Source organism: Streptomyces anulatus (assembly GCF_000721175.1).
GTDB classification, from domain to species: Bacteria; Actinomycetota; Actinomycetes; order Streptomycetales; family Streptomycetaceae; genus Streptomyces; species Streptomyces anulatus_C.
On sequence record NZ_JOEZ01000001.1, the window covers coordinates 23,447 to 46,751 of the forward strand.

Sequence of the window (23,305 nt, forward strand, 5' to 3'; positions counted from 1 at the left end):
CCTGAGCATGGCGGTTCCGGGTGGTGGACGTCGGTGACCACGGTGCGCGGCGCATCCCGGCTCCCGGCCGCCCACTGCCTTCGATCGCCGGTGAACCGGTGACCCGGCACGGGTAGAACTCGCGTGCGGTGCCGAGCGGCCGTGGTGCGGAACGAGCGTGGACGGGCTGGTACGAGTGCGGACGGGCCGGCAGCAGCAGGGCGGGTCCGGCGCGCGACCGGCCCGGGGTCAGCTCGTCGGACCGGGACGGCGGCAGGGCGCTCGTGGTCGGTTGGCCGAGGGACCGTGCAGGCGCATGCCGGCCCGGTGCTCGCGAAGTCGGGCGTACGCAACCGGGTGGAGGCGGCCATCTCCTCGTACGAGGCCGGCCTGGTCCCGCCGGGCCAGCGCTGGCTCAGTACCAGGGGCAGTATTTGACTGATCGTTTCAGTATCGCCTAGAGTTCGAACGTGGCCAGGACCAAGGAATTCGACCCGGAAGCCGCACTGCAGTCAGCCCTTGAGCTGTTCTGGCAGCGCGGCTACGAGGCGACCTCGATGGCGGACCTCGTCGAGCACCTCGGCATCGGGCGCGCCAGCATCTACGCCACCTTCGGCAACAAGCACGAGCTGTACCTGAAGGCGCTGGACCGGTACAGCGAGAACGGCGACTCGGGCCTGCTGCGCGAACTGTCCCAGCCGGGTCCCGCGCTGCCCGCCGTTCGCGGGATCGTGCGGCGGTTCGCGGCCGAGGCGAACGCCGACGACCGTCGCGCGAAAGGGTGCTTCGTCACCAACACGGCCGCAGAGCTGGGCCCGCACGACCCGGCGGCGGCCCGCCGGGTCGAAGCGAGCTGGGACCACATCGAGACTCTGCTGCGTTCGGCACTGGTACGGGCCCAGGCGCAGGGCGAGCTGGGCGCGGACCGTGATCCGCGCGCGCTCGCACGGATGCTCCTGGTGCTGATGCAGGGCCTGCGGGTCGTGGGCAAGGCGTCGGACGACCCGGGCCGGGTGCGGGACGCCGCCGAGCAGGCGCTGACCCTGCTCGACTGAACGAATGGGCGAATGGGTGGCACCTCCCATGGGGCCCTAAGAGGGAGTGACTTCATGACCGCATAACAGAACGTTCAGTCAAATATCGAGGGACCAAGGACCGACACGCAGAACTGGAACACCTCGACCGGGGCCACACCTGGTCCCGCGCCCGGCCCTGCCTTCGTGCTGCTCGGCGCCGGCGCCGCCTGGGGGGCCGCCGCCCTCGCGACCGACCGGGTGGAACCGCAGCGCACCGGACTCGCGGGCGGCGTCATGAGCACCAGCTGGGTCCGACCGCCGTCCTCGCCGCCCGATCGAAGGCCACCCGACAGACCCTCACCCTCGCGGCTCCGGCATCACCTCACACGCCGCGACGGCGGTCGCTCTCGCCGTGGCCGCGTTCCTCACCACCCGTACCAAGCAACCGAGTAACCGCGTACCGACCAGGGAGTCATCACCATGACCGCACGCTTCACCGGCAAGACCGTCCTCGTCACCGGCGCGGGCTCCGGTATCGGCCGGGCCGTCGCTCTCGCCTTCGCCGCCGAGGGCGCGTCGGTGGTCGCGGCCGGGCGTACCGCCGTGCCGCTCGACGAGACGGTCGCGCTGATCGAGAAGGAGGGCGGATCGGCAGCCGCGGTCACCGCGGACGTGACCCGGTCCGAGGACGTCAGGATGCTGGTCCGCCGCACCGTCGAACAGTTCGGCAGCCTCGATGTCGCCGTCAACAACGCGGGCGTGTTCAGGGGTGGCGCGCCCGTAGGTGACCTCCCCGAGGAGGACTGGCACACGCTGCTCGACGTCAACGTCACCGGTGTGTTCCTCTGCCTCCGGGCCGAAGTCGCCCGGATGCGCGAGCAGCCCACGGGCGGTGCGGTCGTCAACATCGCCTCCAACCTCGGCGCGCACAGCCGCATCCCGGGGCTGGCCGGCTACATCGCCACCAAGGCGGCCGTCTCCGCCCTGACCCGGGCCGCCGCCCTGGACCACATCGCCGACGGGATCCGCATCAACGCCGTCAGCCCCGGCCCGTCCGCCACCACCATGTCGCTGCTGCCGGGCGAGACCGACGCCGACCGCGCCGACCGGATGAAGGGCGCGTCGCCGCTGGGGCGGGTCTCCACCACCGCCGAGGTCGCGGCGGCCGTGCTGTACCTGGCCTCGCCGGATGCCGCTTCCGTGGTCGGCAGCGACCTGGTCATCGACGGCGGCGCATCCGCCTGACCTCCGGTCGCGGCCCTGGCCCCGCGCCTCGGTCGCGGCCCGGTCGCGGCCCCCGCCCCGCGCCTCGGCGCCGGCCGAGTGGAGCGCGCTCTGTCGTCGCTCCATGCCGAGAGCAGGCGCCCGCGCGTCGGCCCACCACTCGGGCCGGGCCCATGTCAGCCGCCGGACCCGGTCAGCCGTGCAGCCCTGAGCCGACACCCGGGTAGGCAGTGCGTCCCTGAACCGGACGACCCCGGTCAGCCGTGCAACGCGGTGCCGTAGGCGCTGTAGACGTACAGGGCGATCACACCCGCGACGCAGGCCATGATCACCCATGAGCTGAACCCGGTGTGCCTCCCCCGGCCGTCTCGCCGCACGGACCTCCGGGGCCGACGAGGCCGCTCGGACCGGCGGGGCCGCTCGGGCCGCCCGGACGCCCCCCGGCCCGGAGCCACCCCCACCGCATCGGCCGCCGCCTCGGCCAGCAGACGGCGGCAGGTCGCGGCGAGCTCACCCGTACCGGCGGAGAGGGGCACCACGGCCTCCGAGCGCGCCGGAGCGGTGGTGCCCCCGTCGAGGATGCGCCCCGCGCGTACGAGAACCTCGCCCCGGCCGCCCGCCGGAGCGAGGCTGATCCACCGCTCCACGTGCTCTCCCCGGATGACCATCCCGCCGGACCGCTCCCGGTACACCGTGTGTTCCCGCCACAACATGCCCGCCAACTCCTGTGCGGTGCTTCTCAGTTGTGCCCCCACCAGCCATCCCCCCACCTCGCAGCGAATCGAACAAGCATCGCACTCTACTGGTGGCCGCAACTCTTGGTCCCGCACCCCCATCACGTGGGACGCGTCTCAGCGGGACGGTCGTCGGAGTTGCCGTCGAAGACGGGGCAGTTGTGGACTTCGGGGTACTGGGTCCGCCGGCCGTGTGGCGGGCCGGTGTGCCGGTGTGCCGGGCACGCCGAAAGGGCGGCTGCTCCTGGCGGTCCTGCTGAGCCGGCCAGGCCGGCCGGTCACCGAAGACGCGCTGGTGGAGGCGGTCTGGGGCGAGGAGCAGCCGAAGGGCGCCGCGCCCCGCGAGTTCGCCACCAAGGGCGCGTCGTACGAGACCTGGGCGCTGAGTGCCAGGAAGAGCGCGCCCGTCACGGGCGCCGAGTTCGACGAGGGCGACGCGTACAGCCACAGACCGGTCGTCCGGACCAGCCGGCGTCCCACGTCACCGGCACGGCCGGCCTTCGCTCACCGCACGGGGAAGCCGAAGGAGTAGCCCTGCTCCTTCAGCCAGGGCAGGACCTCGCGCAGGGCGGCCACGGTCTCCGAGCGTTCCCCTCCCGCGTCGTGGAAGAGGACGGTCGGCCCGTTGGAGATCTCGCGCTTGACGGTGGCGACCATGACGTCCGCACCGGGGTGTTCGAAGTCCTTGGTGTCGACGTTCCAGCCCAGCGGGCGCATCCCGTGGGACGCGGCGAGCTGCCGGCTGTACGGGGTGAAGGCGCCGCCCGGGGCCCGGTAGTACTGCGAACGGACCCCGCCGGAGGCCTTGGTGATCATGCGTTCGGCGTCCAGGATCTGCTGGGACTGGTAGGCCTCGGACCTGGTGTCCATGGTGGTGTCGTGCGAGACGGTGTGGTTGCACAGCCGGTGGCCGTCCGCCACGACCGCCTTGACCAGGTCCGGGTACGCCTGGGCCTGTGTGCCCACCATGCAGAACGTGGCCTTCACACCGCGGTCCTTCAACAGACGCAGCACCTGCGGCGTCCAGACCGGGTCCGGCCCGTCGTCGATGGTGATGTTGACCCCCCGGGCGCCACGGTCCGAGGCGTGCGCGATGTCCGCCGCAACCTTGGCCACGGGCCGGTCCCGGGCGTCCGGCGACAAGACACGGCCCTGCGGCTGCTGCCCTCCGGTGGTGTCGGCCTGCGCGGTCCACACCGAGGCGGCGGCGGCCACTGCCGTCACACCGAGCGCCGCCGCGAGAAGCCGGCTGTGCCAGGCCCTTCCCTTGTGCTTTGCCATGTCCGCCCGCCCCTTTGCCGTCCCCACCGATACCGTGCACCCATCCAGACAGGCGAACGCCCCGGCGGGATGCCTCGGTTACCGATCACGGACATATCTGCAGGGAGCCCGCGACATATGCGGGGCTTCACGCGGCAGCGGCGTGAGGTCGGGGCCGGGGTCCGGAGAACCGGTCAGCGGCCGTTGTCCTCGGCGAGGGTGTGCGCGACCAGGGCGTTGGCGTGGCCGTGGCCCAGGCCGTGCTCCGACTTGAGCCAGGCGACCAGCTCCATGTGCTTGGCCGACGGGGAGGAGCGGATGAGGTCCTTCCACTCGGAGACCGGGCGGCCGTACTTCTTCTCGATCGAGGGGAAGTAGCTGGCGGGGCCCTTCACGGCGTCGGTCATGGGGTGTCGTCCCGTCTGTGGAGTGCGGAGAGCGGAGTGCGGGGTGTGGGGCGCGGAGAGCAGCGTGCGGAGTGCGAACGTTGTTGCCAGGTGCGGCTTGTTGAGAAGTGTCCCCCGAGGGTCTGACAGTGGCCTCCGAGAGCCGGTCAGGCCTCATGCCGTACGTCGGTGAGCAACCGGGCCGCGACGGCCGCCAGCCAGCAGAGGCCCAGGCCCGCTCCCACCGTGAACGCCAGGACCGAGGCGGCCGAGGCCATGAAGCCGGTGAGGACGGCCGCCGGGGCGATGCGGGAGGCGAGGGCCCAGGCGCGGTGGCCCCGGGCCGCCAGCGGGCGGGCCAGGACGAGGAAGGCCGCGCACAGCGCGAGGTAGCCGGCCACCCCGGCCGCCATGTGGAGGGCACCGTTCGTGCTCATCGCGGCCGTCTCGGGGGCGCCGGCCGGGAAGCCGGCACCGGCGTCGGCCGGGAACGCCCCGGCCGCCAGGAACGAAGCTCCGAACACGGCGATCAGCGCCGGCCCGCACGTACCGCCCGGCCCCTCCCGGAGTGTGCGGCGCAGCCCGGCCGCGCCGGCCAGGACCAGGACGCCGGTGACGAGGAAGTTCGCCGTCTGGACCCAGCCGCTGTCGCCGAGGGCGAGCTGGCTGATCGCGTTGCGCGTGAAGTCGAAGCCGTCCCGCGTGAGCCCCTGGGCGACGCCCGCCCCGAGGAACAGCGGGCCCGCGACGAGCGCTCCGGCCAGGAGCCCCCGCGCCGCCGGACGGCGGGCGGCGGCGGTGCGGACGACAAGAGGGCGGGCGCTGAGCGTCTGGGTCATGGTGTGCCTTTCTCGTCCGGATGGTGTCGCAGGTATGACCGGCGGTGGACGGTGAAGTCATCGGTGCGCGGGTGTGGTTCAGGTCACGTCGGCGAAATCGGGACGGGGGCAAGGGAGCAGGGGGCGTCAGAGTCGGCGTATCTGACGGCCTCGGGCCGCAGCAGACATGCTGTCCCGGTGTACGAGAGTCATATGACGCTGCTGTGCGAGGGCGACGAACTGCGCAGGCTGGAGCGCTGGGCCGCCCGGCGGCAGGGTGTGAAGTTCACGCACATCGCGCTGGCGCGGGGACGGACCGCCTCCCAGCCCATGCTGACGTTGCGCGGGAGACGGCCGTCCTACCGGGACGAGCTCGCCGCCGTCCGCGAGGTCGGGGCGGAGCTGGTCCGGGACGGGTTCGCCGTGGCGCGCGTGAAGGTCGAGTGCGTGCCATGGGCGGCGGAAGTGCCGCGGGACGACTCCGCCGTACCGGACTCGGACCATCCGGACCTGGACGTGGCGCTGGGCTACGTCGAGTGGCATCACTTCGCCGGCGAGTACCCGCAGTTCGCCGACCGCGGGGCGGAGTTCACCGGCCGGCTGCGGACGGCGCTGGCTCCGACGTTCGCCGGCACCGCCGAACCTCCGAAACCTCCGACGCCGGAGTGACCCGGTTGGTGGGGCGCCGGGCCCGTTGATCACACTGGTACGGACGTGGCGTACGGGCGAGCGGGGGAGTCGAGAGTGGAGCCGAGGGCGGGGAATCGGACGGGGACCCGGTTGGAGGACCAGGTGAAGGACTGGTCCTCCCGGCACCGCGGGTGGCTGGTGGCCGCGGTGTGGGCGGTGATCGTCCTGCTGATCGCCGGCTATACGGTCCGGGAGCCGGTCAAGGACTGGTGGCTGGCGCGTGAGGCGTGCGGGGGCCGACTCCCCGCCGGTGATCTGGAGATCGTACGGACGGAACTGCGGCTCGGAGAGGTGCAGGAGTCCTTCGACGAGGACCGCGGCAGGTACAACTGTGTGCTGAGGGACGTGAACGGCAAGGTCGTGGTCGCCGTCGACGCCTACCCGGAGGGCCACGAGCGGGACCAGGAACTCGGGTTCGCCGGAAGCTCCCGCCCGCCGCACGCCGTGCTGCCGGGCGGACTGCCCGGCTTCGAGGACGACAACAGCCTCGTCTACCTGATGCCGGAATGCCCGCGTGGGGCACCGGCCGAAGCGGAGAAGGAGAAGGGGACGGACGAGGCGGCGGAGCGTCGCCGGTTGCTCGTGGGCACCTGGACGTACTTCGCCCGTAGCCCTGCGGAGAAGGCGGCCATGCTGCGCCTCGCGGTCCACATGACGAACGTGGTGACCGAGAAGCTCGGCTGCGTCGGCGCGTCGCTGCCCGCCCCGGCGGACGGCGCGGTGCCGGACGAGAGGACGTACGTACCCCGCACCCGGGCGAAGGGCACCGCCTGCGACGCCCTCGCCACCGCCCGCGTCCCGGCGGCCGGGCGCGACGGCGAGGTCCGCATCGCCATCGCCGACGGCGGGATCGTCGGCCGGTGCACCCTGCGTGCCACGGAGGCGTCCGAGGATGCGCGAGAGGGTGCGGCGATCATCGAGCTGACCGCCTGGCGCGGCGACTGGGGCCCGCGGGTCCGCGAGGGGGGCTCGGGCCCCGACCCGCTGCCGATGGGCGAGGGCATCGGCCGGAGGCCTGCCCTGACCGAGCACCGGGCGTGGGCCGTCGCCACCTGCGACGGGGACGACGTCGGCTTCGCCGCCCAGTGGGGCGAGGACTATCCCTCACCCGACCGGGAGCCGGGCACGAAGTACGTACCCCCGGCCAAGGCCGAGAAGTACGAGCAGAGCGTGCTGCTGCGCGAGTACGTTTCCGCGTTCGCGACGGATCAGGTGCGGCGCGGGTCCTGCACGGACCTGAAGCTGCCGGAGAAGCCGGAGCGGCCTGAGTAGGGGGCAGGGGGCGGGCAGGGCCCGCAGCAGCACCGGAGGCGGTCTCCGTTCTTTGCCGACTCTTTGCCCGGATCGGGGCCGGTGCCGGGATGCCCACGCGGCGGAAGCGTGTTGGGGCCGGGTGGACACCCTCGGCTACGGACAGGACCCGACGTGACAGACGTGACGACAGACATGACGGCAGGCGTGACGGACACGGCAGCCCCGGCGGCCGTCGCGACCGGCCCGGCGGGGGCGGCCGCCGCCCGCACGGCGGACACCCTTTCCCGCCCGTTCACGGTCCGCGGCCTCACCTCCCGGAACCGGATCGCCATGGCGCCCATGACCCGGCAGTTCTCACCGGACGGCGTTCCGGGGCAGGACGTGGCGGACTACTACACCCGGCGGGCCGCCGGTGACGTCGGGCTGATCATCACCGAGGGCACCTACGTCGACCACGATTCCGCCGGGACCAGCGACCGGGTCCCACGCTTCCACGGCGAGGCGGCGCTCGCGGGCTGGGCGAACGTCGCGGACTCCGTGCACCGGGCGGGCGGTGCGATCATCCCGCAGCTGTGGCACGTGGGCGTCACCCGCACCGAAGGCGCCGGGCCCGTCCCGGACGCCGAGCCGGTCGGCCCTTCGGGCGTTTCCCTGAGCGGCGAGCCCAAGGGGCGCGCCATGACGCAGAAGGACCTCGACGACGTCATCGCCGCGTTCGCCGACGCGGCGGCCGCAGCCGAGCGCCTCGGTTTCGACGGTGCCGAACTGCACGGCGCCCACGGCTACTTGATCGACCAGTTCCTGTGGTCCGGCAGCAACCGGCGTACCGACGCCTACGGCGGCGACCTGGTCGCCCGGACCCGCTTCGCGGCCGAGATCGTGGCGGCCTGCCGTGCCGCCGTCTCCGACGCCTTCCCGCTCTTCTTCCGGATGTCGCAGTGGAAGGCGGACGCCTACGAGGCGAAGCTCGCCGAGACGCCGGAGGAGCTGGACGCCCTGCTCACGCCGCTGGCCGAGGCCGGTGTCGACGTCTTCCACGCGTCCACCCGCCGCTACTGGCTGCCGGAGTTCGAGGGCTCCGACCTGAACCTGGCCGGGTGGGTGAAGAAGATCAGCGGCAGGCCGACCCTCACCGTGGGCTCGGTCGGCCTGGACGGCGACTTCTTCGGCGCCTTCCAGGGCAACGACTCCCGGGTCACCGGCATCGAGCAGCTGCTGGACCGGATGGAGCGCGACGAGTTCGACATGGTCGCCGTCGGACGGGCGCTGATCTCCGACCCCGAGTGGGCGGCGAAGACCCTGCACGGGCGCACCGCGGACATCACCCCGTTCTCCGCGGAGATGCTGACGACCCTGCGCTGACGGAGTCCCCGCCGCATCCGGCCCTCCCCGCGCCCCCGGCACCTCCGGCCCTCCCGGCATGGTCCGCCGCGCCGGGAGGTTCCTGCGGATCGCGGTGATCAGGGCGTAGGAACGTTGGGGGGTGCGGGCATGCGCTCCTCCAGGTGACCGGCGCGGTTTCCCGTACCGGTGTCACCTTCGAGGAGTCGTTCCTCCGGACCCGTACAGCGCCGTTTCCGCCGCCGCGAGAGTGCGTTTCGGTTCCGTATCAGGCGGGCCGCGGGGCCAGGTCGAGGGTCGCGAGGGCTCCCCCGCCCGGGTTACGCGGGCCGGGGTGTCAGGCGCGCAGCGGTGCGGGCCGCTCCAGCAGCGCCCGCGCCTCGCGCACCGCGTCATCGGCGCTCTCCCGGCCGCCCCGGTCGAACGCCTCCGTGAACGCCGCCGCGCCCAGGACGGCCCGCGCCGCCGCCGTGACGCGGTCGACGTCGGCGCTCTCGGCGGGCGGCAGCGGGGCTCCCGCACGGCGGCGGGCCGCTGCGGCGGCGCCGAGGAGCCGGGCGGCGCAGTCGGCTTCCGGCGTGCGTCCCGCCTGCCGCCCCGCCAGGGCCGCCGCCCCGGCCAGGCCCTCCAGGGACAGGGCCAGGGCGCGCGGTTCGGCGAGGACGCGGGCGATGTCCAGGCCGCGCAGGTGGTGTGCGGCGGCCGGGCCCGCCTCTTCCCGCAGTTCGGCGATGAAGCCGAGCTCCGCGCAGAGGAGATGGTCGCCCGCCCGGGACGACACGGCGGCGAACCCGTCGCGGATCCGCAGGAGGTGCGCCTCGGCCGCGTCGAGGTCACCGGAGCGGCGGGCGCCGAGGGCGAGGCCCATCCCGGAGTGGATCTCGCCGTAGGTGTAGCCCTGCTCGGCGGCGATGCGCCGCGCCTGCTCGTGCAGGTCGCGGGCCCGGTCCCAGTCGCGGGCGAGCAGCGCCAGTCGACCGAGCCCGGAGAGCCGGGCCGACACCTCCGCGTCGAGACCCAGCTCCCGCGCCATGCGCAGGCCCTCGTGCTGCCGTTGCCCGGCCTCCGCGTACGCGCCCTTGATCTCGGCGAGGGCGGCGAGCGGGGACACCGTCTGCAACTCGCCCCAGCGGTCGCCCAGTTCGCGGAAGAGGGCGGCGCTGCGCAGGCCGTCGCGGCCGAGTCCGGCGAGGTCCCCGCCGACCAGTGCGAGCATCGACCGCAGGCCGAGCGCGGCCCCTGTGCCCCATGGGTCGTCCGCGGCGGTGAAGAGGGCGAGCGCGCGGGCGTTCAGCGCCTCGCCCCCGGCCGTGTCACCCGCGCTGAACAGGCCGTACGCGCACAGCCACAGCGCACGGGCCCGCCGCACGGGGTCGGGAACGGCCTCGGCGACGGCCTCGATCCCGGCGCCGGCCGTGGCGGCCCCGTTGGCGTCGGTGTCGCCGGTGTCGCCGGTGTCGCCGGTGTCGCCGGTGTCGCCGGTGAGCAGGGCGAACGCACGGTGCAGAAGCACGAGTTCGGCCGTGCCGGCGGCCTCCCCGGGTGCAGCCGTCAGGACCGCGTGCAGGCTGCGGCGGGCCTCGGTGAGGCGGCCGCGAAGCAGCCACCACCAGGCCAGGGACACGGCCGACCGCACCGCCTCGTCCGCCGCACCCGCCGTACCCGGGGCGGTCGGGGCGGTCGGCGCGCGGCGCACCGCCTCGTCGAGGGCCGCCCGCAGGTTCCCGGCCTCGGCGTCCAGCCGGTCCAGCCAGGGGCGTTGCTCCGCACCGCGCAGGTGGGGTTCGGCGCGCGCGGCGAGCGCGAGGTAGTGGCGCCGATGGCGGTCGCGTACGCCCGCGAGGCCCTCCGTCGCGTGCAGTTGCTCCGTCGCGTACGCGGCGACGGACTCCAGAAGCCGGTAGCGGGGCCCGCCGGGGCCGTTCGCCACAACCACGAGGGACCGGTCGACGAGCCGCCCGACGAGGTCGAGCACATCCTCCCCGGCGACGCCGCCCCCCGCGCACACCGCCTCGGCCGCGGCGAGATCGCAGCCGTCGCGGTGGACGGCGAGGCGGCGCAGGACGACGCGTTCGGGTTCGCCGAGCAGCTCCCAGCTCCAGTCGATCATCGCCCGCAGGGTCTGCTGGCGGGCCGGCGCACCCCGCAGTCCGGTGGCCAGGACCCGGAAGCGGTCACCCAGCCGCGCCGCCAACTCCCGTACACCCAGGGCTCTTACGCGGGTCGCGGCGAGCTCCAGCGCCAGCGGGATGCCGTCGAGACGGCGGCAGATCTCGGCGACGGCATCGCGCTCGGGCCCGTCCGGATCGCGGGGGAAACCGGGGGCCGAGGCGCCGGCCCGCTCCACGAACAGCCGGGCGGCCTCGGCGGGCGGGAGCGGCTCGACCAGGAACACCGCCTCGCCCGCCAGGCCGAGGGGCTCCTGACCGGTGGCGAGTACGCGCAGCCCGGGGGCGGCGCGCAGGAGCAGCTCGGCGAGACCGGCGGCGGCGTCCACGACGTGCTCGCAGTTGTCCAGGACCAGCAGGGTCCGGCGGTCGCGCAGGGCGGCGGCCAGCCGGTGCGGCAGGGAACGGGCGCCCGCGCCCGGCGCGGCGCTCGGGGCGTCGTCCCGGATGCCGAGGGTGGCGGCGACGATCTGGGCGAGGTCGGCGGGAGTGCCGGTGCGGACGCCCGCGAACTCGACGAACCAGATTCCGTCACCCGGCCCGCCACCCGCCGGCTCGCCGGTCACGGCGCGGTCCCTCTCGACGGTGGCTGCAGCGACCGCCAACCGGGTCTTGCCGACCCCGCCCGGCCCGGTGAGCGTCACCAGCCGCTCGCTGCAGAGGAGTTCGGAGATCCGGGCGAGCGCCCGGCGGCGGCCCACGAGAGGGGTGAGGGGCAGCGGAAGGTTCCCCTGGGGCGCTTGGGGCGCCGAGTGCAGGGCCCCGAGACCCGCCTCGCGCTCCGACGCCGCCACCGGCACCGGCACCGGCTCCGACACCGACACGGCCACGGCCACGGGCGCAGACACCGGCATCAGCAACGGATCCTGCCGCAGCACCGCTCGGTGCAGGGCGCCGAGTTCAGGCCCGGGGTCGACCCCCAGTTCCTCGACGAGGCGGCCCCGAAGGTCCTCGTACGACGCGAGGGCCTCGCTCTGGCGGCCCGCCGAGTAGAGCGCCCGCATCTGGACCGCGCGCAGCCGCTCCCGCAGCGGGTGGCGGGCGACGAGATCGGCCAGCTCCCCGGCGAGCAGCAGGTGGTCGCCCGCCTCCCAACGGGCCTCCGCCTGCTCCTCCAGCACGGACAGCCGCTGCTCCGCGAGGCGCTGCGCGGCCTCCCGGGCGAACGGGGCGTCGGCGAATTCCGCGTAGGCCGGGCCCCGCCACAGCCCGAGGGCCTCGGTGAGCAGCGCGGCCCGCGCGCGGGGATCCCGTACGGGACGGGCCTCGGTCACCAGGTCCCGGAAGCGGTCGGCGTCCACCTCGTCCGTACCGCGCTCCAGCAGCAGCCGGTAGCCCGGGGGCTGTCGCACCACGCGCTCGCGGCCGAGCACCCGGCGCAGTTGGGAGACCTTGGCCTGGAGCGCGCCGGCAGGCTTCCCGGGCGGGGCGTCGCCCCACAGGTCGTGGATGAGCCGGTCGGCGGAGACCGGGCCGCCGCCGTGGGCGAGGAGGTCCGCCAGCAGGGCCCGGACCTTGCGCTCGGGGACGGTGATGTCATTCCCCTCGCCGTCCCCCACCACGAGTGGCCCGAGCACCCCAAACCGCATACGCGCCACCGTACATGCGGGGGAAAGGAGCCGGGCGCAGCTCCTCCCCAAGCCCTCCCGAAGGCTTTCCGAAGGTTTCCCGAAGCCCTCCGGCGCACAGTCGTGCTCGCCCGTCGAGGCCACCCACGTACCGGGAGACCAGGAGCAGACCCCATGAGCACCGCACCCGACACCGCAGCCGCCTCCCCGGCGGCCCCGGAACCCCGGCACGAGGACGGGCCGCAGCGGGGCGCCGGCGTCGGGCCGGTGCCGCGGGCTCACCGGGTCCCGGTGAGCGGGCCGTACGCGTCGGGGCGGCGGGTGGTCAGGAACGGGAACAGCTCCAGCCAGTCGCGGCGGGCGTCGAGGTCGAGGTCGGCGACCAGGACGGCGGGCTCGTCGCGGGGGGCCTGCGCCAGGACGCGGCCGTACGGGTCAACGATGAAGGAGCTGCCGTAGAAGGTGAGGCCGTTCTCGGCGCCGATGCGGTTCGGCACGATCATGAAGGTGGCGTTGGCGATGGCGTTGCCGGTGATCACCTTCTGCCAGAGCGGCTGGGAGTCGAAGCCGGGAAAGCCGGGCTCGGAGCCGATGGCGGTCGGGTAGACGAGGACGTCGGCCCCGGCGAGGGAGTAGGCGCGGGCGAGCTCCGGGAACCACTGGTCCCAGCAGGTGGGCAGGCCGAAGGCGGCCTCGTCGACCGTGACCAGCGGGAAGGCGTCGTCGCCGGCCGGGCCGGGTCGGAACCAGTCGTCCTCGTAATAGCCCTCGGTCACCGGGATGTGGGTCTTGCGGGTGCGCTGGGCGAGGGTGCCGTCGGGGGCGACGAGGATCGCGGTGTTGTAGCCGAGGCCGTCGTCCTCGCCGCCGGGCGCCGGGGCCCTCTCGTACAGCGAGGCGTGCACGTACACGCCGTGCTCGCGGGCGGCCTCGGCCGCGAACGTGAAGGTGGGGCCGGTCAGCAGCTCCTCCGGTCCGGCGGGCTCGGGGTGGTCGGCCCGGCGGACGACCGCGAAGTACGGCGAGAGCGTCAGCTCCTGGAGGCAGACCACCCGGGCGCCCTCCGCCGCGGCGAGCCGGATGCCCTCCAGCAGTGCGGCGCGGTGCTCGGCGGGGTCGCGGTGCCAGCACTGCTGGACGGCCGCTACGCGCAGGGGGGTGCGCTCGGCCGGGCGGGTCCGGGTCGGGGAGGCGGGCGGGTTGTACGCGGTGATCAGACGCATGACCAGTTCCAGGGGCGTGGGGCGGGACGGGGACGGAGGATCGCCGGAACGTTCCGGCACCGGGCCCGAATCTAGCCCTGCCGGAACGTTCCGGCAACCCTCCGGCCCGTACGGTCGCCGGCGTCTAAGGGCTGTCCCGCAATTCCCGGCGGATCAGCGCGCGGCGTCAGATGCGGTGCATCGCAAGGCGGAGGGGCATCCGCATACTGGATGTATGTGGATGTTCCGACAACGCGACCCGGGGCCGGGTCCGCGCGGTGGCGCAGGAGCTCGGCTACCGCCCCAACAGCGCCGCCCGGCGGCTGCGCCGCGCCAGCGCCGGAGCCGTCGGGCTGCACCTGCCGGCGACCGCGACCCGGCTGGACTACTACATGAACCTCGCCTTCGGGGCGGTGGAGCGCGCCCAGGAGGACGGGCTCGACATGGTGCTGCTCGCGCCCTCGGGAGCGTCGGGCGGGCGGATCGCCTCGCGCGTCGACGGGCTCCTGGTGATCGACCCAGAGATCGGCGACAGCGCGGTGCCGTGGCTGCTCGACGCGGGCGTCCCGGTGGTGACCGGCGAGCGCTACCTGGGCCCGGCCACCGGCCCCAGCGGCGCCGTGGTCTGCGACAACGCCGCCTCGCTGACCGCCCTCCTCGATCACGTCACCGAGCGCGGCGCCCGCCGCCCCGCGCTCCTGGCACCGTCCGGCTCCTCCGCCTGGGCGACCGCACTGCGCGCGACGGCCCGGTCCTGGGGCCTGGCCCACGGGGCGGAGGTGGCCGTACGCACCGTGCCGTTCGCGGCGACACCCGGCGAGGCCGAGGAAGCCACCCGGGCCCTGCTCGCCGCCGACCCCGCCGTCGACGCCGTGATCTGCGCCCCCGACGGTTCCGCCCCGGGCGTCCTGCGCGCGGCGGCGGCCCTGGGCCGGGAGGCCGGCAGCGCCGGAGAAGGCAGGAGCGGCCTGCTCGTCGCGTCCTGCGTCGACGGCACCGCCACCCGCAGCGCCGAACCCCCGGTCACCGCCGTCGACCTGCGCCCCGCCGCCTACGGGCGCGCCTGCGCCGAGCTGCTCTGCGACATCCTCGCGGACCGCGCCGCCCCCGACACCGTCCGCCGCCACGCCTGGTCCCTGGAGACCCGCGCCTCCACCGGCCCCGCCTGAGAGCCTGGCCGCACAACGCCCCGGTCGGCGCGACCGGTCCGGATCCCCTGGAGAAAGACCCCAGGAACCGTTTACGTGGGTGCGGACGTGCCGTCAGAAGGATGACCAGGAAAGGCAATTGACCCGGATATCCCGAACTTCCGGCCACATGAAGGGAATCGGGCTGGAACCCCCTCCTCCGCATCTCCGCGATGTGAACATTCTGCGTCGAGTGGCAACTGGCATGACGGCCTTGACATTTCAGCGTGCGGCCGATGATAAGATCATCTTACTTCCAGTGGGCTGATGGCGTATGGGGGCATTCCGGGAGGGATGAATTCCTCGGCCCCACCTTCGGAGGGGCACCTCCCGAAGCGGCGCACGGTCCTGGCGAACGAGCCTTGGCTGCGTGCCGCCTGACGGGGTGTCAAGCCGTTTCCGCCATGGCACTTGAAGTGAGTCTCATGACATTTCCACAGGGCCCCGTCATCTGGGCGCTGGTTGTCGTAGCACTGGTCGCCGTGGGTGCCGTTCTGCGGGCTCGCGCGACCAACGTCAAGCTGCGCAGACACAACACCGACCTGCGCGGCGAACGCGACGCGCTCCTGCACCAACGGGACGAGCTCCACGCCGTCCACAACGGTCTGCTCCAGCGCCAGGCAGCCGAACTCTCGGAGGTCCGCAAGGACGCCGAGGAGGAGACCAAGGCCGTCCTCAAGGCCGCCGTCCGTACGCTCCAGGGCCTCGCCGACGAGCAGCAGGTCGTGATCGAGAAGGCCCAGCGCAAGTACGGCGACGACCCCGGCATCCTCGCCGACCTGATGGCCATGGACCACGCCAACAGCCAGTTCGGCCGGCGCGCCCAGGGCATCGCCGTGCTCTGCGGCGGCTGGCTCGGCCGGCGCGAGACCGTGGCCTCCGTCTTCGACGTGGCGCGCAGCGCCCAGGGACGTATCCGGCACTTCGACCGGGTCCGGGTCAACGGCCAGGTGAACTTCTCCGTCGTCAGCCGGGCGGTGGAACCCGTCGCCGTGGTCCTCGCCGAGCTGCTCGCCAACGCCACGAACTACTCCGCCCCCGGCACCCCGGTGGAGATCAACATCCAGGCCGTGCCGACGGGCGTCTGCCTCATCGTCGACGACGCCGGTCTCGGCATGGGCCAGGAGGAGAAGGACCGCGCGGCGGCTCTCCTCTCCCCCCAGGCCGCGATCAGCGTCTCCAGCCTGGGCATCCCCCCGCAGTTCGGATTCGCCGTCTCCGGGATGCTCGCCGCCCGGTACGGCTTCCGGGTCTCGGTGGACTCCGTTTCCCCCTATGGAGGCGTACGCGCGGTGGTCCTCATCCCCGACGAGCTGCTCACCACCGAGGGGCCGCCGGCCGCCGCGGCGCCCGCCGAAGCATCCGACACGGCCGCCACCCACCAGCAGGTCCAGGCGGACCAGTGGCAGGCCCCGACCCCGGCGCCCACCCCGCTCTTCCCGCCCACCCCGCGGCCGGACACCGCCACCCAGCCGCTCGCCCAGATCACCACCACCGCCGGGGGACTGCCGAAGCGTCGTCGCAAGAGCCCGGTCTCCGCGGTGCCCTCGGCCGACCCGGTCCCCGTGCGCAGCAACGAGGAGACCGCCTCCCGACTCGGCGCGTTCCAGCGCGGCACCCGGTCCGGACGCGACACGACGACGACGGAAGGACCCGAGTTCCAGTGAATCCCGATCTGTCCTGGGTGCTCAACGACCTGCTCCAGGTACCCGGCGCCCGGCACGCGATCCTGGTGTCCGCCGACGGCCTGCTGCTCGCCAACTCCAGCGAGATCGGCCGGGACGACGCGGAGACCGTCGCCGCGGCCATGAGCTCCATGCAGTCCCTCAGCCGCGCCGTCTCCCCCTTCATCGGAACCCGTGAGCCGGGCCGCTGGCGGCAGACGCTCCTGGAGTACGAGGACGGCTGGATCTTCCTGATCGCCGCCGGCACCGGCGCCTACCTCGCCGCCACCGCCGCCGCCGACGTGGACATGGAGGCGATGTCCTTCCGGATGCAGCAGCAGGTCACCGCGCTGGGGAAGGCGATGACCACGCCGCCCCGCCAGAACGCCGGCAGCGAGATATGACGGCGCCGGGCGAGGAGCAGCAGGTCAGCAGCGGGTTCGTCCGGTCCTATGTCATCACCGGCGGACGGGGGCTGCCCGACGCGGAGGACCTCTCCCTCGTCACGCTGGTCACTCTCGCCCCGGAGAGCCAGCCGCCGCCGAACCCCAGCCCCGAGGTCAAGGCGATCTGGGAGCTGTGCTCCGGCGGCTATCTGTCGGTGGCCGAGGTCGCCGGTCACCTCGGCCTGCCGGTCGGGGTGGCCCGTCTCCTGCTCCAGGACTTAAATCAGCAGGGACACCTGCTGCGCCGGAAGGCGCCGCCGCCGGCCCAGCTCGTTGACAGAAAGATCCTCGAAGAGGTGTTGCATGGACTCCAAGTCCGGTTCGGCTGAGAGCATCTATGTGCCGGACGCGGTGCAGCGCGCGGCGAAGATCCTCGTCGTCGGGCACTTCGCCGTGGGCAAGACGACCCTGATCGGCACCCTGTCCGAGATCACCCCGCTGCGCACCGAGGAGCGGATGACCCAGGCCGCCGCGCAGGTCGACGACCTGCGCGGGGCGCCCGACAAGACGACGACGACGGTCGCCCTGGACTTCGGGCGGCTGACCCTCAGCGACGAACTGGTGCTCTACCTGTTCGGTACGCCGGGGCAGCAGCGGTTCGTGGAGCTGTGGGAGGACATGGCGCGCGGTTCACTGGGCGCGCTCCTCCTGGTCGACCCGGCGCGGCTCGCCGACACGTTCCCCGTCATCGACCTGGTCGAGACGTACGGGCTGGAGTACGCGGTCGCCGTCAACAGCTTCGACCCGTACTCGCAGCACGCCGAGAACGAACTGCGCGAGGCGCTCGACCTGCTGCCGGACACCCCGGTCGTCTTCTGCGACGCCCGGGACCAGAAGTCCTCCGCGCAGGCGCTGATCACCCTGGTCCGCCACCTGCTGACGCACACGGCCTGACCTGCCCACGGCCGCACCCCCAGACGTATCCCGAAGCCGGGAGCCCCACCGGGCCCCGCGATCACACCGAGGAAGCCGACATGGACCCGTCGCCGGGAGCCACCCCGTACAGCGCCCCCGCCGGGTGCCCCATGCACCAGCAGCAGACGTCGCTGTACGGACCGGAGTTCGCCGCCGATCCGCACCGCGCCTACGACGCGTTCCGGGCGCACGGGCCCGCCGCGCCCATCGAGCTCGCCCCCGGGGTGGACGCCACGCTGATCGTGCAGCACGAGGCGGCGCTGCGGGTGCTGCAGAACCCGGCGCTGTTCGCCCGGGACTCGCGGCGTTGGGCCGCGCTGCGCGAAGGCGCCGTCCCCATGGACAGCCCGGTGCTGCCGATGATGCTGTACCGGCCCAACTGCCTGTTCACCGACGGCGCGGAGCACCTGCGGCTGCGCAAGGCCGTCACCGAGTCGCTGGCCCGGCTCAACAGCAGCCGGCTGAGCCGGGACGTCGAGCGGATCGCCGACTACCTGATCGACCAGTTCATCGAGCGGGGCACCGCCGACCTGCTCAACGAGTACGCCAAGCTCCTGCCGCTGCTGCTGTTCAACCAGCTCTTCGGCTGCCCCGGCGAGATCGGCGACCGGCTGACCCGCTCGATGTCGGCCATCTTCGACGGCGAGGACGTGCTCCGCGCCAACGCCGAGCTCACCGAGTGCCTGATGGAGCTGGTCGCGATCAAGCGCCGTCAGCCCGGCGAGGACATCACCTCCTGGCTGATCCAGCACCCGGCGGGGCTGCGGGACGAGGAGCTGAAGGACCAGCTCGTCATGCTGATGGGCGCGGGGGTGGAGCCGGAGCGCAACCTGATCGGCAACGCGCTGCTGCTGATGCTCGCCGGCGACCAGCCGGGCGCGCCCGAGCGGCGCGGTTCGGGGCTGCTCGTCGAGGACGCGCTGGACGACGTCCTGTGGAACAACCCGCCGATCGCCAACTACGCGACGCACTACCCCGTACGGGACATCGAGCTGGACGGGGTGGTGCTGAAGGCCCAGACCCCGGTCCTCATCAGCTTCGCCGCCGCGAACACCGACCCGGGCCTCACCGACGCCCGCCAGACCCTGAGCAAGGGCGCCCATCTGGCCTGGGGCGCCGGACCGCACGTGTGCCCGGCCAAGTCGCCCGCCACGCTGATCGCGCTGACCGCGATCGAGAAGATCCTCAACACCGTCCCGGACCTCTCGCTGGCCGTGCCCGCCTCGGGTGTGGCCTGGCGTCCGGGCCCGTTCCACCGTGCTCTGGTCGCGCTGCCCGTCCGGTTCACCCCGACGGCCGCACGGCGCGCGGCGAGCGGGGTGCAGGCCCCGGCCCAGACCTCGGCCCAGCTGCCCGACCCGCACCGGAACACCGCCCCCGCCGCACCCGTGACAGACCGTCACGACGGTGAGTCCGCCAAGAAGTCGAAGGGCTGGTGGAGTTCGTTCCTCGACGTGTTCCGCGTATGACTCACATCTCGACAATTCACATATGACAACGGGCATTTGTGACGATTGCATGTGACGGGGGCAACAAAGATCGATGCTTGGCGCGGATATTCGGAGGGGTAGGTTCAGGGCGGTAACCATGGGCCTAGGTCAAGGAACTCTGCGTGAGCATCACAGGCGGTACCAGCAGAACCCCGGACGGTCGGCGCGCGGTCATCGGCCTGCTCCGCCGGCTCAGTACACCGGAAGGACAGGCCGATCCGTACGGAATACTCGCGGAGCTGCGGACGATGGGTGACGTCGTCCGCGCTCCGTGGAACGGGTATTTCGTCACCGGTTTCGACGTCTGCAGCCAGGTGCTCCGGGGCCGCGGCTGGCTCGCCCCGGACCTCGCCTGGCAGGAGCGGCAGGACGACTCCAAGCAGTGGGACGCGATCGCGACCCGGGAGATGACCACCACGCTCGCCCGGCTCAACGCCCCCGAGCACACCTGCCAGCGCCGCTCGCTGGGCAATCTCTTCGACCGCTCCACCATCGAACGCCTCACCCCCGACGTCGAGCGTGACGCCGACCGGCTGCTGGACGAGCTGGCGGAGAAGCTCCGCTGGGGCGAGGCGGACTTCGCCTCCACCGTCAGCGAGCAGTTGCCGATCAGCACCGTCGGCGCCTGGCTGGGGATACCGCCCGAGGACTATCCGAACATCCTGGAGATCACCCACGACCAGGTGTTCGCCCAGGAGCTGCTGCCCACCAGGTCGCAGCTCGCCGTCTCCGCCGAGGCGACCGTGCGGCTGCGCGCCTACTTCACCGAGCTGGTCGCCCGCCGCCGGGCGGAGCCCCGCCACGATGTGCTGACCGGCTGGATCCACACCTGGGACGCGATGGAGCCGGACCGGGAGCGGGCGGACGAGATCCTCTACCGGCTCACCATGTTCGTCACCATCGCCTCGCTGGAGACCACCGCGACGCTGCTCTCCTCGATGACCGCGCTGCTGACCGATCCCGCCCGGTGGTCGTGGCTGCGGGAGCACCCGGAGCACATCGACGCGGGCGTCGACGAGGTGCTGCGCTACGACCCGCCCATCCACATCAACACCCGGATCGCCGCCGAGGACACCGTCCTGGCCGGGGTCCCGATCAAGAAGGACAGCATGGTCCACGTCCTGTACGGGGCCGCCAACCACGATCCGCGGCGGAACCCGGACCCGGGCGCCTTCGACATCCTGCGCGGCGGGAGCCACCTCACCTTCGGCGGCGGGGTGCACTACTGCCTGGGCGCGGCGCTGGCCAAGCTGGAGGCGCGGACACTGCTGGCACGGATGCTGGACCGTTTCCCCACCCTGCACACCGTCTCTCCGCCGGTGTACGCGCCCCGGATGGTCTTCAGACGGATCAACTCGCTGGGTGTGGCTCTGTGAAGCTCTCGCTGCCCGGCTTCCTGACCACGGGCGACCGCTCCGAGGCCCGTCCCGACGACAGAATCGACGGCCGGCCCGACGATCTCCCCGAGGACCGCACCGCGACGGTACGCACCCGGCGCGAGGGCGCGGTCCTGCACGTGGAGCTGCACGCGCCCACGAGCGGCAACGCGGTGACCGAGGCGATGCTCGACGAGCTGCTGGACGTCGTCGCCGTCCCGGACCCCGAGGTCCGGGTGCTGGTGCTCAGCGGCGCCGGGGACGACTTCTGTCTGGGCGGCGACCGCACCGAGTTCGCCGACCGGCTGGAGGAGGACCCGAACGGCCACGGCATCCGGGTCGCCGGGGAGAAGGCCCGCCGGGTCTGCGAAGCGATCTCCGGCGGCCGGGCGGTGACCATCGCCCGAGTGCAGGGCAAGGCGGTCGGCGCGGGGTTCGCCCTGGCCCTGGCCTGTGATCTGCGGGTCGGCGCGGACACCGCCGCCTTCCGGCTGCCGGAGCTGGCGCTCGGGCTGCCGACCGCCTGGGGCGGGCTGCTGCCCCGGCTGATCCACGAGGTGGGCGCGGCCCGGGTCCGCGAGCTGATCCTGACGGGCCGGGCCTTCGGCGCCGCCGAGGCGCACGAGTTGTCCGTGCTCCAGCGGGTGGTGCCCGAGGCCGAGCTGGACGAGGCGGTAGCCGCCTGGGCGAAGCCTGTGGTCCGCCGCCCGGAGGCCGCGCTGCGGGTGACCAAGGCGCTGCTGAACTCCTATGCCGCCGCCACCCGGCTGGCCGACCCCTCGTTCCTCGACGCGGAGCTGATGGCCTCGGTCGCGGCCGCCACCCGGCGCACTCCGGCGGGCGGCGGCAGGGCGGGCGGGTCACACTCGTAGAAACCCGAGTGGGAGGTCTCCGGCGTGGACGTACCGGTGTGGCTCTGGATCGTGTTCGCCGTGACCGTCGTCGTCTCGCTGACGGTCGACCTCCTGGCGCACCGCAAGGCGCATGTCATCGGCTTCAAGGAGGCCGGGCTGTGGAGCGCGCTGTGGGTCGGCCTCGCGCTGATCTTCGGCGGGGTCGTCTTCCTGACGCTCGGCACGACCGCCGGGACGGAATACACCACCGCCTGGCTGCTGGAGAAGAGCCTGTCGGTCGACAACCTCTTCGTCTTCGCGCTGATCTTCGCGTATTTCAAGGTGCCACGGAAATACCAGCACCGGGTGCTCTTCTACGGCGTCATGGGCGCGCTGGTGTTCCGCGCGGTATTCCTGACCGCCGGCGTCGCGGTGGTGAACCGCTTCACCTTCGTCCTGTTCCTCTTCGCCGCGATCCTTTTCTACAGCAGCTACAAAATCCTCAGCGGCCAGGAGGAGAACTTCGACCCGGGAAAGAGCTTCGCGGTCCGTCTGCTGCGAAAGATCATGCCGGTCCAGGACGACTATTCCGGCACCCATTTCGTCGTCCGCAAGGAGGGCCGGCGGGTCGCCACCCCGCTGCTCGCGGTGGTCGCCGCGATCGAGGCGGCCGACCTCATCTTCGCGGTCGACAGCGTGCCGGCGGTGCTCGCGGTCAGCGACGACCTGTTCATCGTCTACACCAGCAACGCCTTCGCGATCCTGGGACTGCGGGCCCTGTACTTCCTGCTGTCGGGGCTGCTGGACCGGTTCCACTACCTGAGCCACGGGCTGGCGGTCATCCTCGCCTTCATCGCGGTCAAGCTCATCCTGCAGGCCTCCCACAAGATGATCAGCACCTCGATCCCGGAGATTCCCTCGCCGATCAGCCTCGCGGTGATCGTCGTCATCCTGGCGGTGTCGGTGACGCTGAGCATGCGCCGCCCGCCGAGAAGCCAGGACGGGTCGGACGCGGCCGACGCAGATTCGAGCAAGTAGGGCCGGGCAAAGCAGAGGGAAAGCAAAGGGCAAGACTTTCCAAAGTCTTCCGCCCCGCATATCGTGAGTAAATGGACAGCGAAAAGCGTGACCTCCATCAGCGGGCCGCTTTCATGTGCCCGACCTGCAAGCAGCCCGTCCGCTCCGAGATACACCGCCACAAGTCCCTCGGGATCTTCGTCCCGGTATGGCGTGCGGGCCCCTGCGAGAACCCCGACTGCGCGGAGTACGCCGCCGACGAACGGCCCGTCCGGCACCGGCCCCGGGGATGACCCGGGGCAGCCCCCTCAGCCCGCTGCCAGGCGTGCGGTGAGACGCGCCTTCGCCGCGGGCCACTCGTCGGCCAGCAGCGCGAAGAAGACGCTGTCCCGCCAGGTCCCGTCCGGCCGTCGCCGGTGCCGCCGGAGCACGCCCTCGCGCCGCGCCCCGAGCCGGGCGATGGCCGCCTGGGACCGCTCGTTGAGGTGGTCGGTCTTCAGCTGGACGCGCCGAAGGTCAGCGGGACGAGTTCGACATGCCGCCCGGTCAGGGTCACGGGCCGAGGGGAAAGGCGGACATGGGGCGATCCTAGCCCATCCCCGTCTTCGTACTAGCGCATGTCATTTATGAACTAGTACGTAATCGGCAGGAGATCGTCCGGCGTGCGGACCGGCCTACGGCTGACTAGCGTTGCCCGTGCGGGCCGGGGACCCGTACGGGCGGGGCCGAAGGCAGTG

The 23,305-nt window shown here is 72.8% G+C and carries 22 protein-coding genes and 2 pseudogenes; 17 read left to right on the forward strand and 7 right to left on the reverse strand.

Going from position 1 to position 23,305, the window contains the following annotated elements:
- Positions 1-285: 285 nt before the first annotated feature.
- The 3 genes from IG90_RS46600 to IG90_RS0100090 all read left to right on the forward strand — a co-directional run bounded on the left by IG90_RS46600 (position 286) and on the right by IG90_RS0100090 (position 2,240).
- A complete protein-coding gene (locus IG90_RS46600; RefSeq protein WP_267958681.1) occupies positions 286-417 on the forward strand; it encodes a hypothetical protein in 132 nt (43 codons plus the stop codon).
- A 32-nt stretch (positions 418-449) separates the two neighbouring features.
- On the forward strand, positions 450-1,034 hold the full coding sequence (locus IG90_RS0100085) for a TetR/AcrR family transcriptional regulator (protein WP_030575575.1): 585 nt from the start codon (positions 450-452) through the stop codon (positions 1,032-1,034).
- Between the two features lie 441 nt (positions 1,035-1,475).
- Positions 1,476-2,240: an SDR family NAD(P)-dependent oxidoreductase gene (locus tag IG90_RS0100090; protein ID WP_030575577.1), complete on the forward strand. Its 765-nt coding sequence runs from the start codon at positions 1,476-1,478 to the stop codon at positions 2,238-2,240.
- A gap of 236 nt (positions 2,241-2,476) precedes the next feature.
- On the opposite strand, the gene IG90_RS0100095 is transcribed toward IG90_RS0100090, so the two are convergent.
- Complete coding sequence (locus tag IG90_RS0100095; protein ID WP_030575579.1) at positions 2,477-2,932, reverse strand: hypothetical protein; 456 nt, start codon at positions 2,930-2,932, stop codon at positions 2,477-2,479.
- Positions 2,933-3,167: 235 nt separating this feature from the next.
- Between IG90_RS0100095 and IG90_RS44640 the strand changes: the two genes are divergently transcribed.
- On the forward strand, positions 3,168-3,485 hold the full coding sequence (locus IG90_RS44640; RefSeq protein ID WP_030575581.1) for a winged helix-turn-helix domain-containing protein: 318 nt from the start codon (positions 3,168-3,170) through the stop codon (positions 3,483-3,485).
- On the opposite strand, the gene IG90_RS0100105 is transcribed toward IG90_RS44640, so the two are convergent.
- From IG90_RS0100105 to IG90_RS0100115, 3 genes are all read right to left on the reverse strand, one after another.
- Entirely contained in the window at positions 3,458-4,234 is a 777-nt protein-coding gene (locus IG90_RS0100105; protein ID WP_030575583.1) for a polysaccharide deacetylase family protein, read from the reverse strand. The two genes, IG90_RS44640 and IG90_RS0100105, sit on opposite strands and share 28 nt — an antisense overlap.
- Positions 4,235-4,407: 173 nt before the next feature.
- Complete coding sequence (locus IG90_RS0100110) at positions 4,408-4,620, reverse strand: DUF4287 domain-containing protein (protein WP_030575586.1); 213 nt, start codon at positions 4,618-4,620, stop codon at positions 4,408-4,410.
- A 146-nt stretch (positions 4,621-4,766) separates the two neighbouring features.
- Positions 4,767-5,438 (reverse strand): DUF998 domain-containing protein, encoded by a 672-nt coding sequence (locus IG90_RS0100115; protein WP_030575587.1) that lies wholly within the window; start codon positions 5,436-5,438, stop codon positions 4,767-4,769.
- A gap of 177 nt (positions 5,439-5,615) precedes the next feature.
- Here IG90_RS0100115 and IG90_RS45410 point away from each other — a divergent pair, with 177 nt between their 5' ends.
- The 3 genes from IG90_RS45410 to IG90_RS0100130 all read left to right on the forward strand — a co-directional run bounded on the left by IG90_RS45410 (position 5,616) and on the right by IG90_RS0100130 (position 8,723).
- Positions 5,616-6,086, forward strand: a complete 471-nt coding sequence (locus tag IG90_RS45410; protein WP_233435847.1) for a hypothetical protein — start codon at positions 5,616-5,618, stop codon at positions 6,084-6,086.
- A gap of 123 nt (positions 6,087-6,209) precedes the next feature.
- A complete protein-coding gene (locus tag IG90_RS0100125; RefSeq protein WP_157846269.1) occupies positions 6,210-7,379 on the forward strand; it encodes a hypothetical protein in 1,170 nt (389 codons plus the stop codon).
- A gap of 174 nt (positions 7,380-7,553) precedes the next feature.
- Entirely contained in the window at positions 7,554-8,723 is a 1,170-nt protein-coding gene (locus tag IG90_RS0100130; RefSeq protein ID WP_206433939.1) for an NADH:flavin oxidoreductase, read from the forward strand.
- A 316-nt stretch (positions 8,724-9,039) separates the two neighbouring features.
- On the opposite strand, the gene IG90_RS0100135 is transcribed toward IG90_RS0100130, so the two are convergent.
- Positions 9,040-12,459 carry an AfsR/SARP family transcriptional regulator gene (locus IG90_RS0100135; protein ID WP_051859872.1) on the reverse strand — a complete coding sequence of 1,140 codons (3,420 nt, stop codon included), beginning with the start codon at positions 12,457-12,459 and terminating at the stop codon, positions 9,040-9,042.
- Between the two features lie 257 nt (positions 12,460-12,716).
- On the reverse strand, positions 12,717-13,661 hold the full coding sequence (locus IG90_RS0100140) for a carbon-nitrogen hydrolase (protein ID WP_030575597.1): 945 nt from the start codon (positions 13,659-13,661) through the stop codon (positions 12,717-12,719).
- A gap of 233 nt (positions 13,662-13,894) precedes the next feature.
- Here IG90_RS0100140 and IG90_RS0100145 point away from each other — a divergent pair.
- From IG90_RS0100145 to IG90_RS0100190, 10 genes and pseudogenes are all read left to right on the forward strand, one after another.
- Positions 13,895-14,809 (forward strand): annotated as a pseudogene (locus IG90_RS0100145) (LacI family DNA-binding transcriptional regulator); the annotation flags it as partial.
- A gap of 443 nt (positions 14,810-15,252) precedes the next feature.
- Positions 15,253-16,494 (forward strand): ATP-binding protein, encoded by a 1,242-nt coding sequence (locus tag IG90_RS0100150; protein ID WP_030575601.1) that lies wholly within the window; start codon positions 15,253-15,255, stop codon positions 16,492-16,494.
- A complete protein-coding gene (locus IG90_RS0100155) occupies positions 16,491-16,895 on the forward strand; it encodes a roadblock/LC7 domain-containing protein (RefSeq protein ID WP_030575603.1) in 405 nt (134 codons plus the stop codon). The genes IG90_RS0100150 and IG90_RS0100155 overlap by 4 nt, the downstream gene beginning before the upstream one ends.
- Positions 16,892-17,266: a DUF742 domain-containing protein gene (locus IG90_RS0100160; protein ID WP_030075678.1), complete on the forward strand. Its 375-nt coding sequence runs from the start codon at positions 16,892-16,894 to the stop codon at positions 17,264-17,266. The genes IG90_RS0100155 and IG90_RS0100160 overlap by 4 nt, the downstream gene beginning before the upstream one ends.
- Positions 17,241-17,831 carry a GTP-binding protein gene (locus IG90_RS0100165; protein WP_030575606.1) on the forward strand — a complete coding sequence of 197 codons (591 nt, stop codon included), beginning with the start codon at positions 17,241-17,243 and terminating at the stop codon, positions 17,829-17,831. Before IG90_RS0100160 ends, IG90_RS0100165 begins: the two co-directional genes overlap by 26 nt.
- 80 nt (positions 17,832-17,911) lie before the next feature.
- Positions 17,912-19,321, forward strand: a complete 1,410-nt coding sequence (locus IG90_RS0100170) for a cytochrome P450 family protein (RefSeq protein WP_030575608.1) — start codon at positions 17,912-17,914, stop codon at positions 19,319-19,321.
- 269 nt (positions 19,322-19,590) lie between these two features.
- Positions 19,591-20,718 carry a cytochrome P450 gene (locus IG90_RS0100175; protein ID WP_030575610.1) on the forward strand — a complete coding sequence of 376 codons (1,128 nt, stop codon included), beginning with the start codon at positions 19,591-19,593 and terminating at the stop codon, positions 20,716-20,718.
- Positions 20,715-21,590: an enoyl-CoA hydratase/isomerase family protein gene (locus IG90_RS0100180; RefSeq protein ID WP_078585102.1), complete on the forward strand. Its 876-nt coding sequence runs from the start codon at positions 20,715-20,717 to the stop codon at positions 21,588-21,590. The genes IG90_RS0100175 and IG90_RS0100180 overlap by 4 nt, the downstream gene beginning before the upstream one ends.
- 24 nt (positions 21,591-21,614) lie before the next feature.
- Positions 21,615-22,589, forward strand: a complete 975-nt coding sequence (locus tag IG90_RS0100185) for a TerC family protein (protein WP_030575613.1) — start codon at positions 21,615-21,617, stop codon at positions 22,587-22,589.
- Positions 22,590-22,660: 71 nt separating this feature from the next.
- Positions 22,661-22,861 (forward strand): hypothetical protein, encoded by a 201-nt coding sequence (locus IG90_RS0100190; protein WP_030575615.1) that lies wholly within the window; start codon positions 22,661-22,663, stop codon positions 22,859-22,861.
- A gap of 15 nt (positions 22,862-22,876) precedes the next feature.
- Here the strand turns inward: IG90_RS0100190 and IG90_RS41215 are convergent.
- Positions 22,877-23,077 (reverse strand): annotated as a pseudogene (locus IG90_RS41215) (GNAT family N-acetyltransferase); the annotation flags it as partial.
- Between the last annotated feature and the right edge of the window lie 228 nt (positions 23,078-23,305).

Excerpts from the sequence above, each read along its gene's own strand:
- IG90_RS0100090 (WP_030575577.1), top strand. The coding sequence starts at position 1,476 with ATGACCGCACGCTTCACCGGCAAGACCGTCCTCGTCACCGGCGCGGGC.
- IG90_RS0100095 (WP_030575579.1), bottom strand. The coding sequence starts at position 2,932 with ATGTTGTGGCGGGAACACACGGTGTACCGGGAGCGGTCCGGCGGGATG.
- IG90_RS0100105 (WP_030575583.1), bottom strand. The coding sequence starts at position 4,234 with ATGGCAAAGCACAAGGGAAGGGCCTGGCACAGCCGGCTTCTCGCGGCG.
- IG90_RS0100110 (WP_030575586.1), bottom strand. The coding sequence starts at position 4,620 with ATGACCGACGCCGTGAAGGGCCCCGCCAGCTACTTCCCCTCGATCGAG.
- IG90_RS0100115 (WP_030575587.1), bottom strand. The coding sequence starts at position 5,438 with ATGACCCAGACGCTCAGCGCCCGCCCTCTTGTCGTCCGCACCGCCGCC.
- IG90_RS0100130 (WP_206433939.1), top strand. The coding sequence starts at position 7,554 with ATGACGGCAGGCGTGACGGACACGGCAGCCCCGGCGGCCGTCGCGACC.
- IG90_RS0100135 (WP_051859872.1), bottom strand. The coding sequence starts at position 12,459 with ATGCGGTTTGGGGTGCTCGGGCCACTCGTGGTGGGGGACGGCGAGGGG.
- IG90_RS0100140 (WP_030575597.1), bottom strand. The coding sequence starts at position 13,661 with ATGCGTCTGATCACCGCGTACAACCCGCCCGCCTCCCCGACCCGGACC.
- IG90_RS0100150 (WP_030575601.1), top strand. The coding sequence starts at position 15,253 with ATGACATTTCCACAGGGCCCCGTCATCTGGGCGCTGGTTGTCGTAGCA.
- IG90_RS0100160 (WP_030075678.1), top strand. The coding sequence starts at position 16,892 with ATGACGGCGCCGGGCGAGGAGCAGCAGGTCAGCAGCGGGTTCGTCCGG.
- IG90_RS0100165 (WP_030575606.1), top strand. The coding sequence starts at position 17,241 with ATGGACTCCAAGTCCGGTTCGGCTGAGAGCATCTATGTGCCGGACGCG.
- IG90_RS0100170 (WP_030575608.1), top strand. The coding sequence starts at position 17,912 with ATGGACCCGTCGCCGGGAGCCACCCCGTACAGCGCCCCCGCCGGGTGC.
- IG90_RS0100175 (WP_030575610.1), top strand. The coding sequence starts at position 19,591 with ATGGGTGACGTCGTCCGCGCTCCGTGGAACGGGTATTTCGTCACCGGT.
- IG90_RS0100190 (WP_030575615.1), top strand. The coding sequence starts at position 22,661 with ATGGACAGCGAAAAGCGTGACCTCCATCAGCGGGCCGCTTTCATGTGC.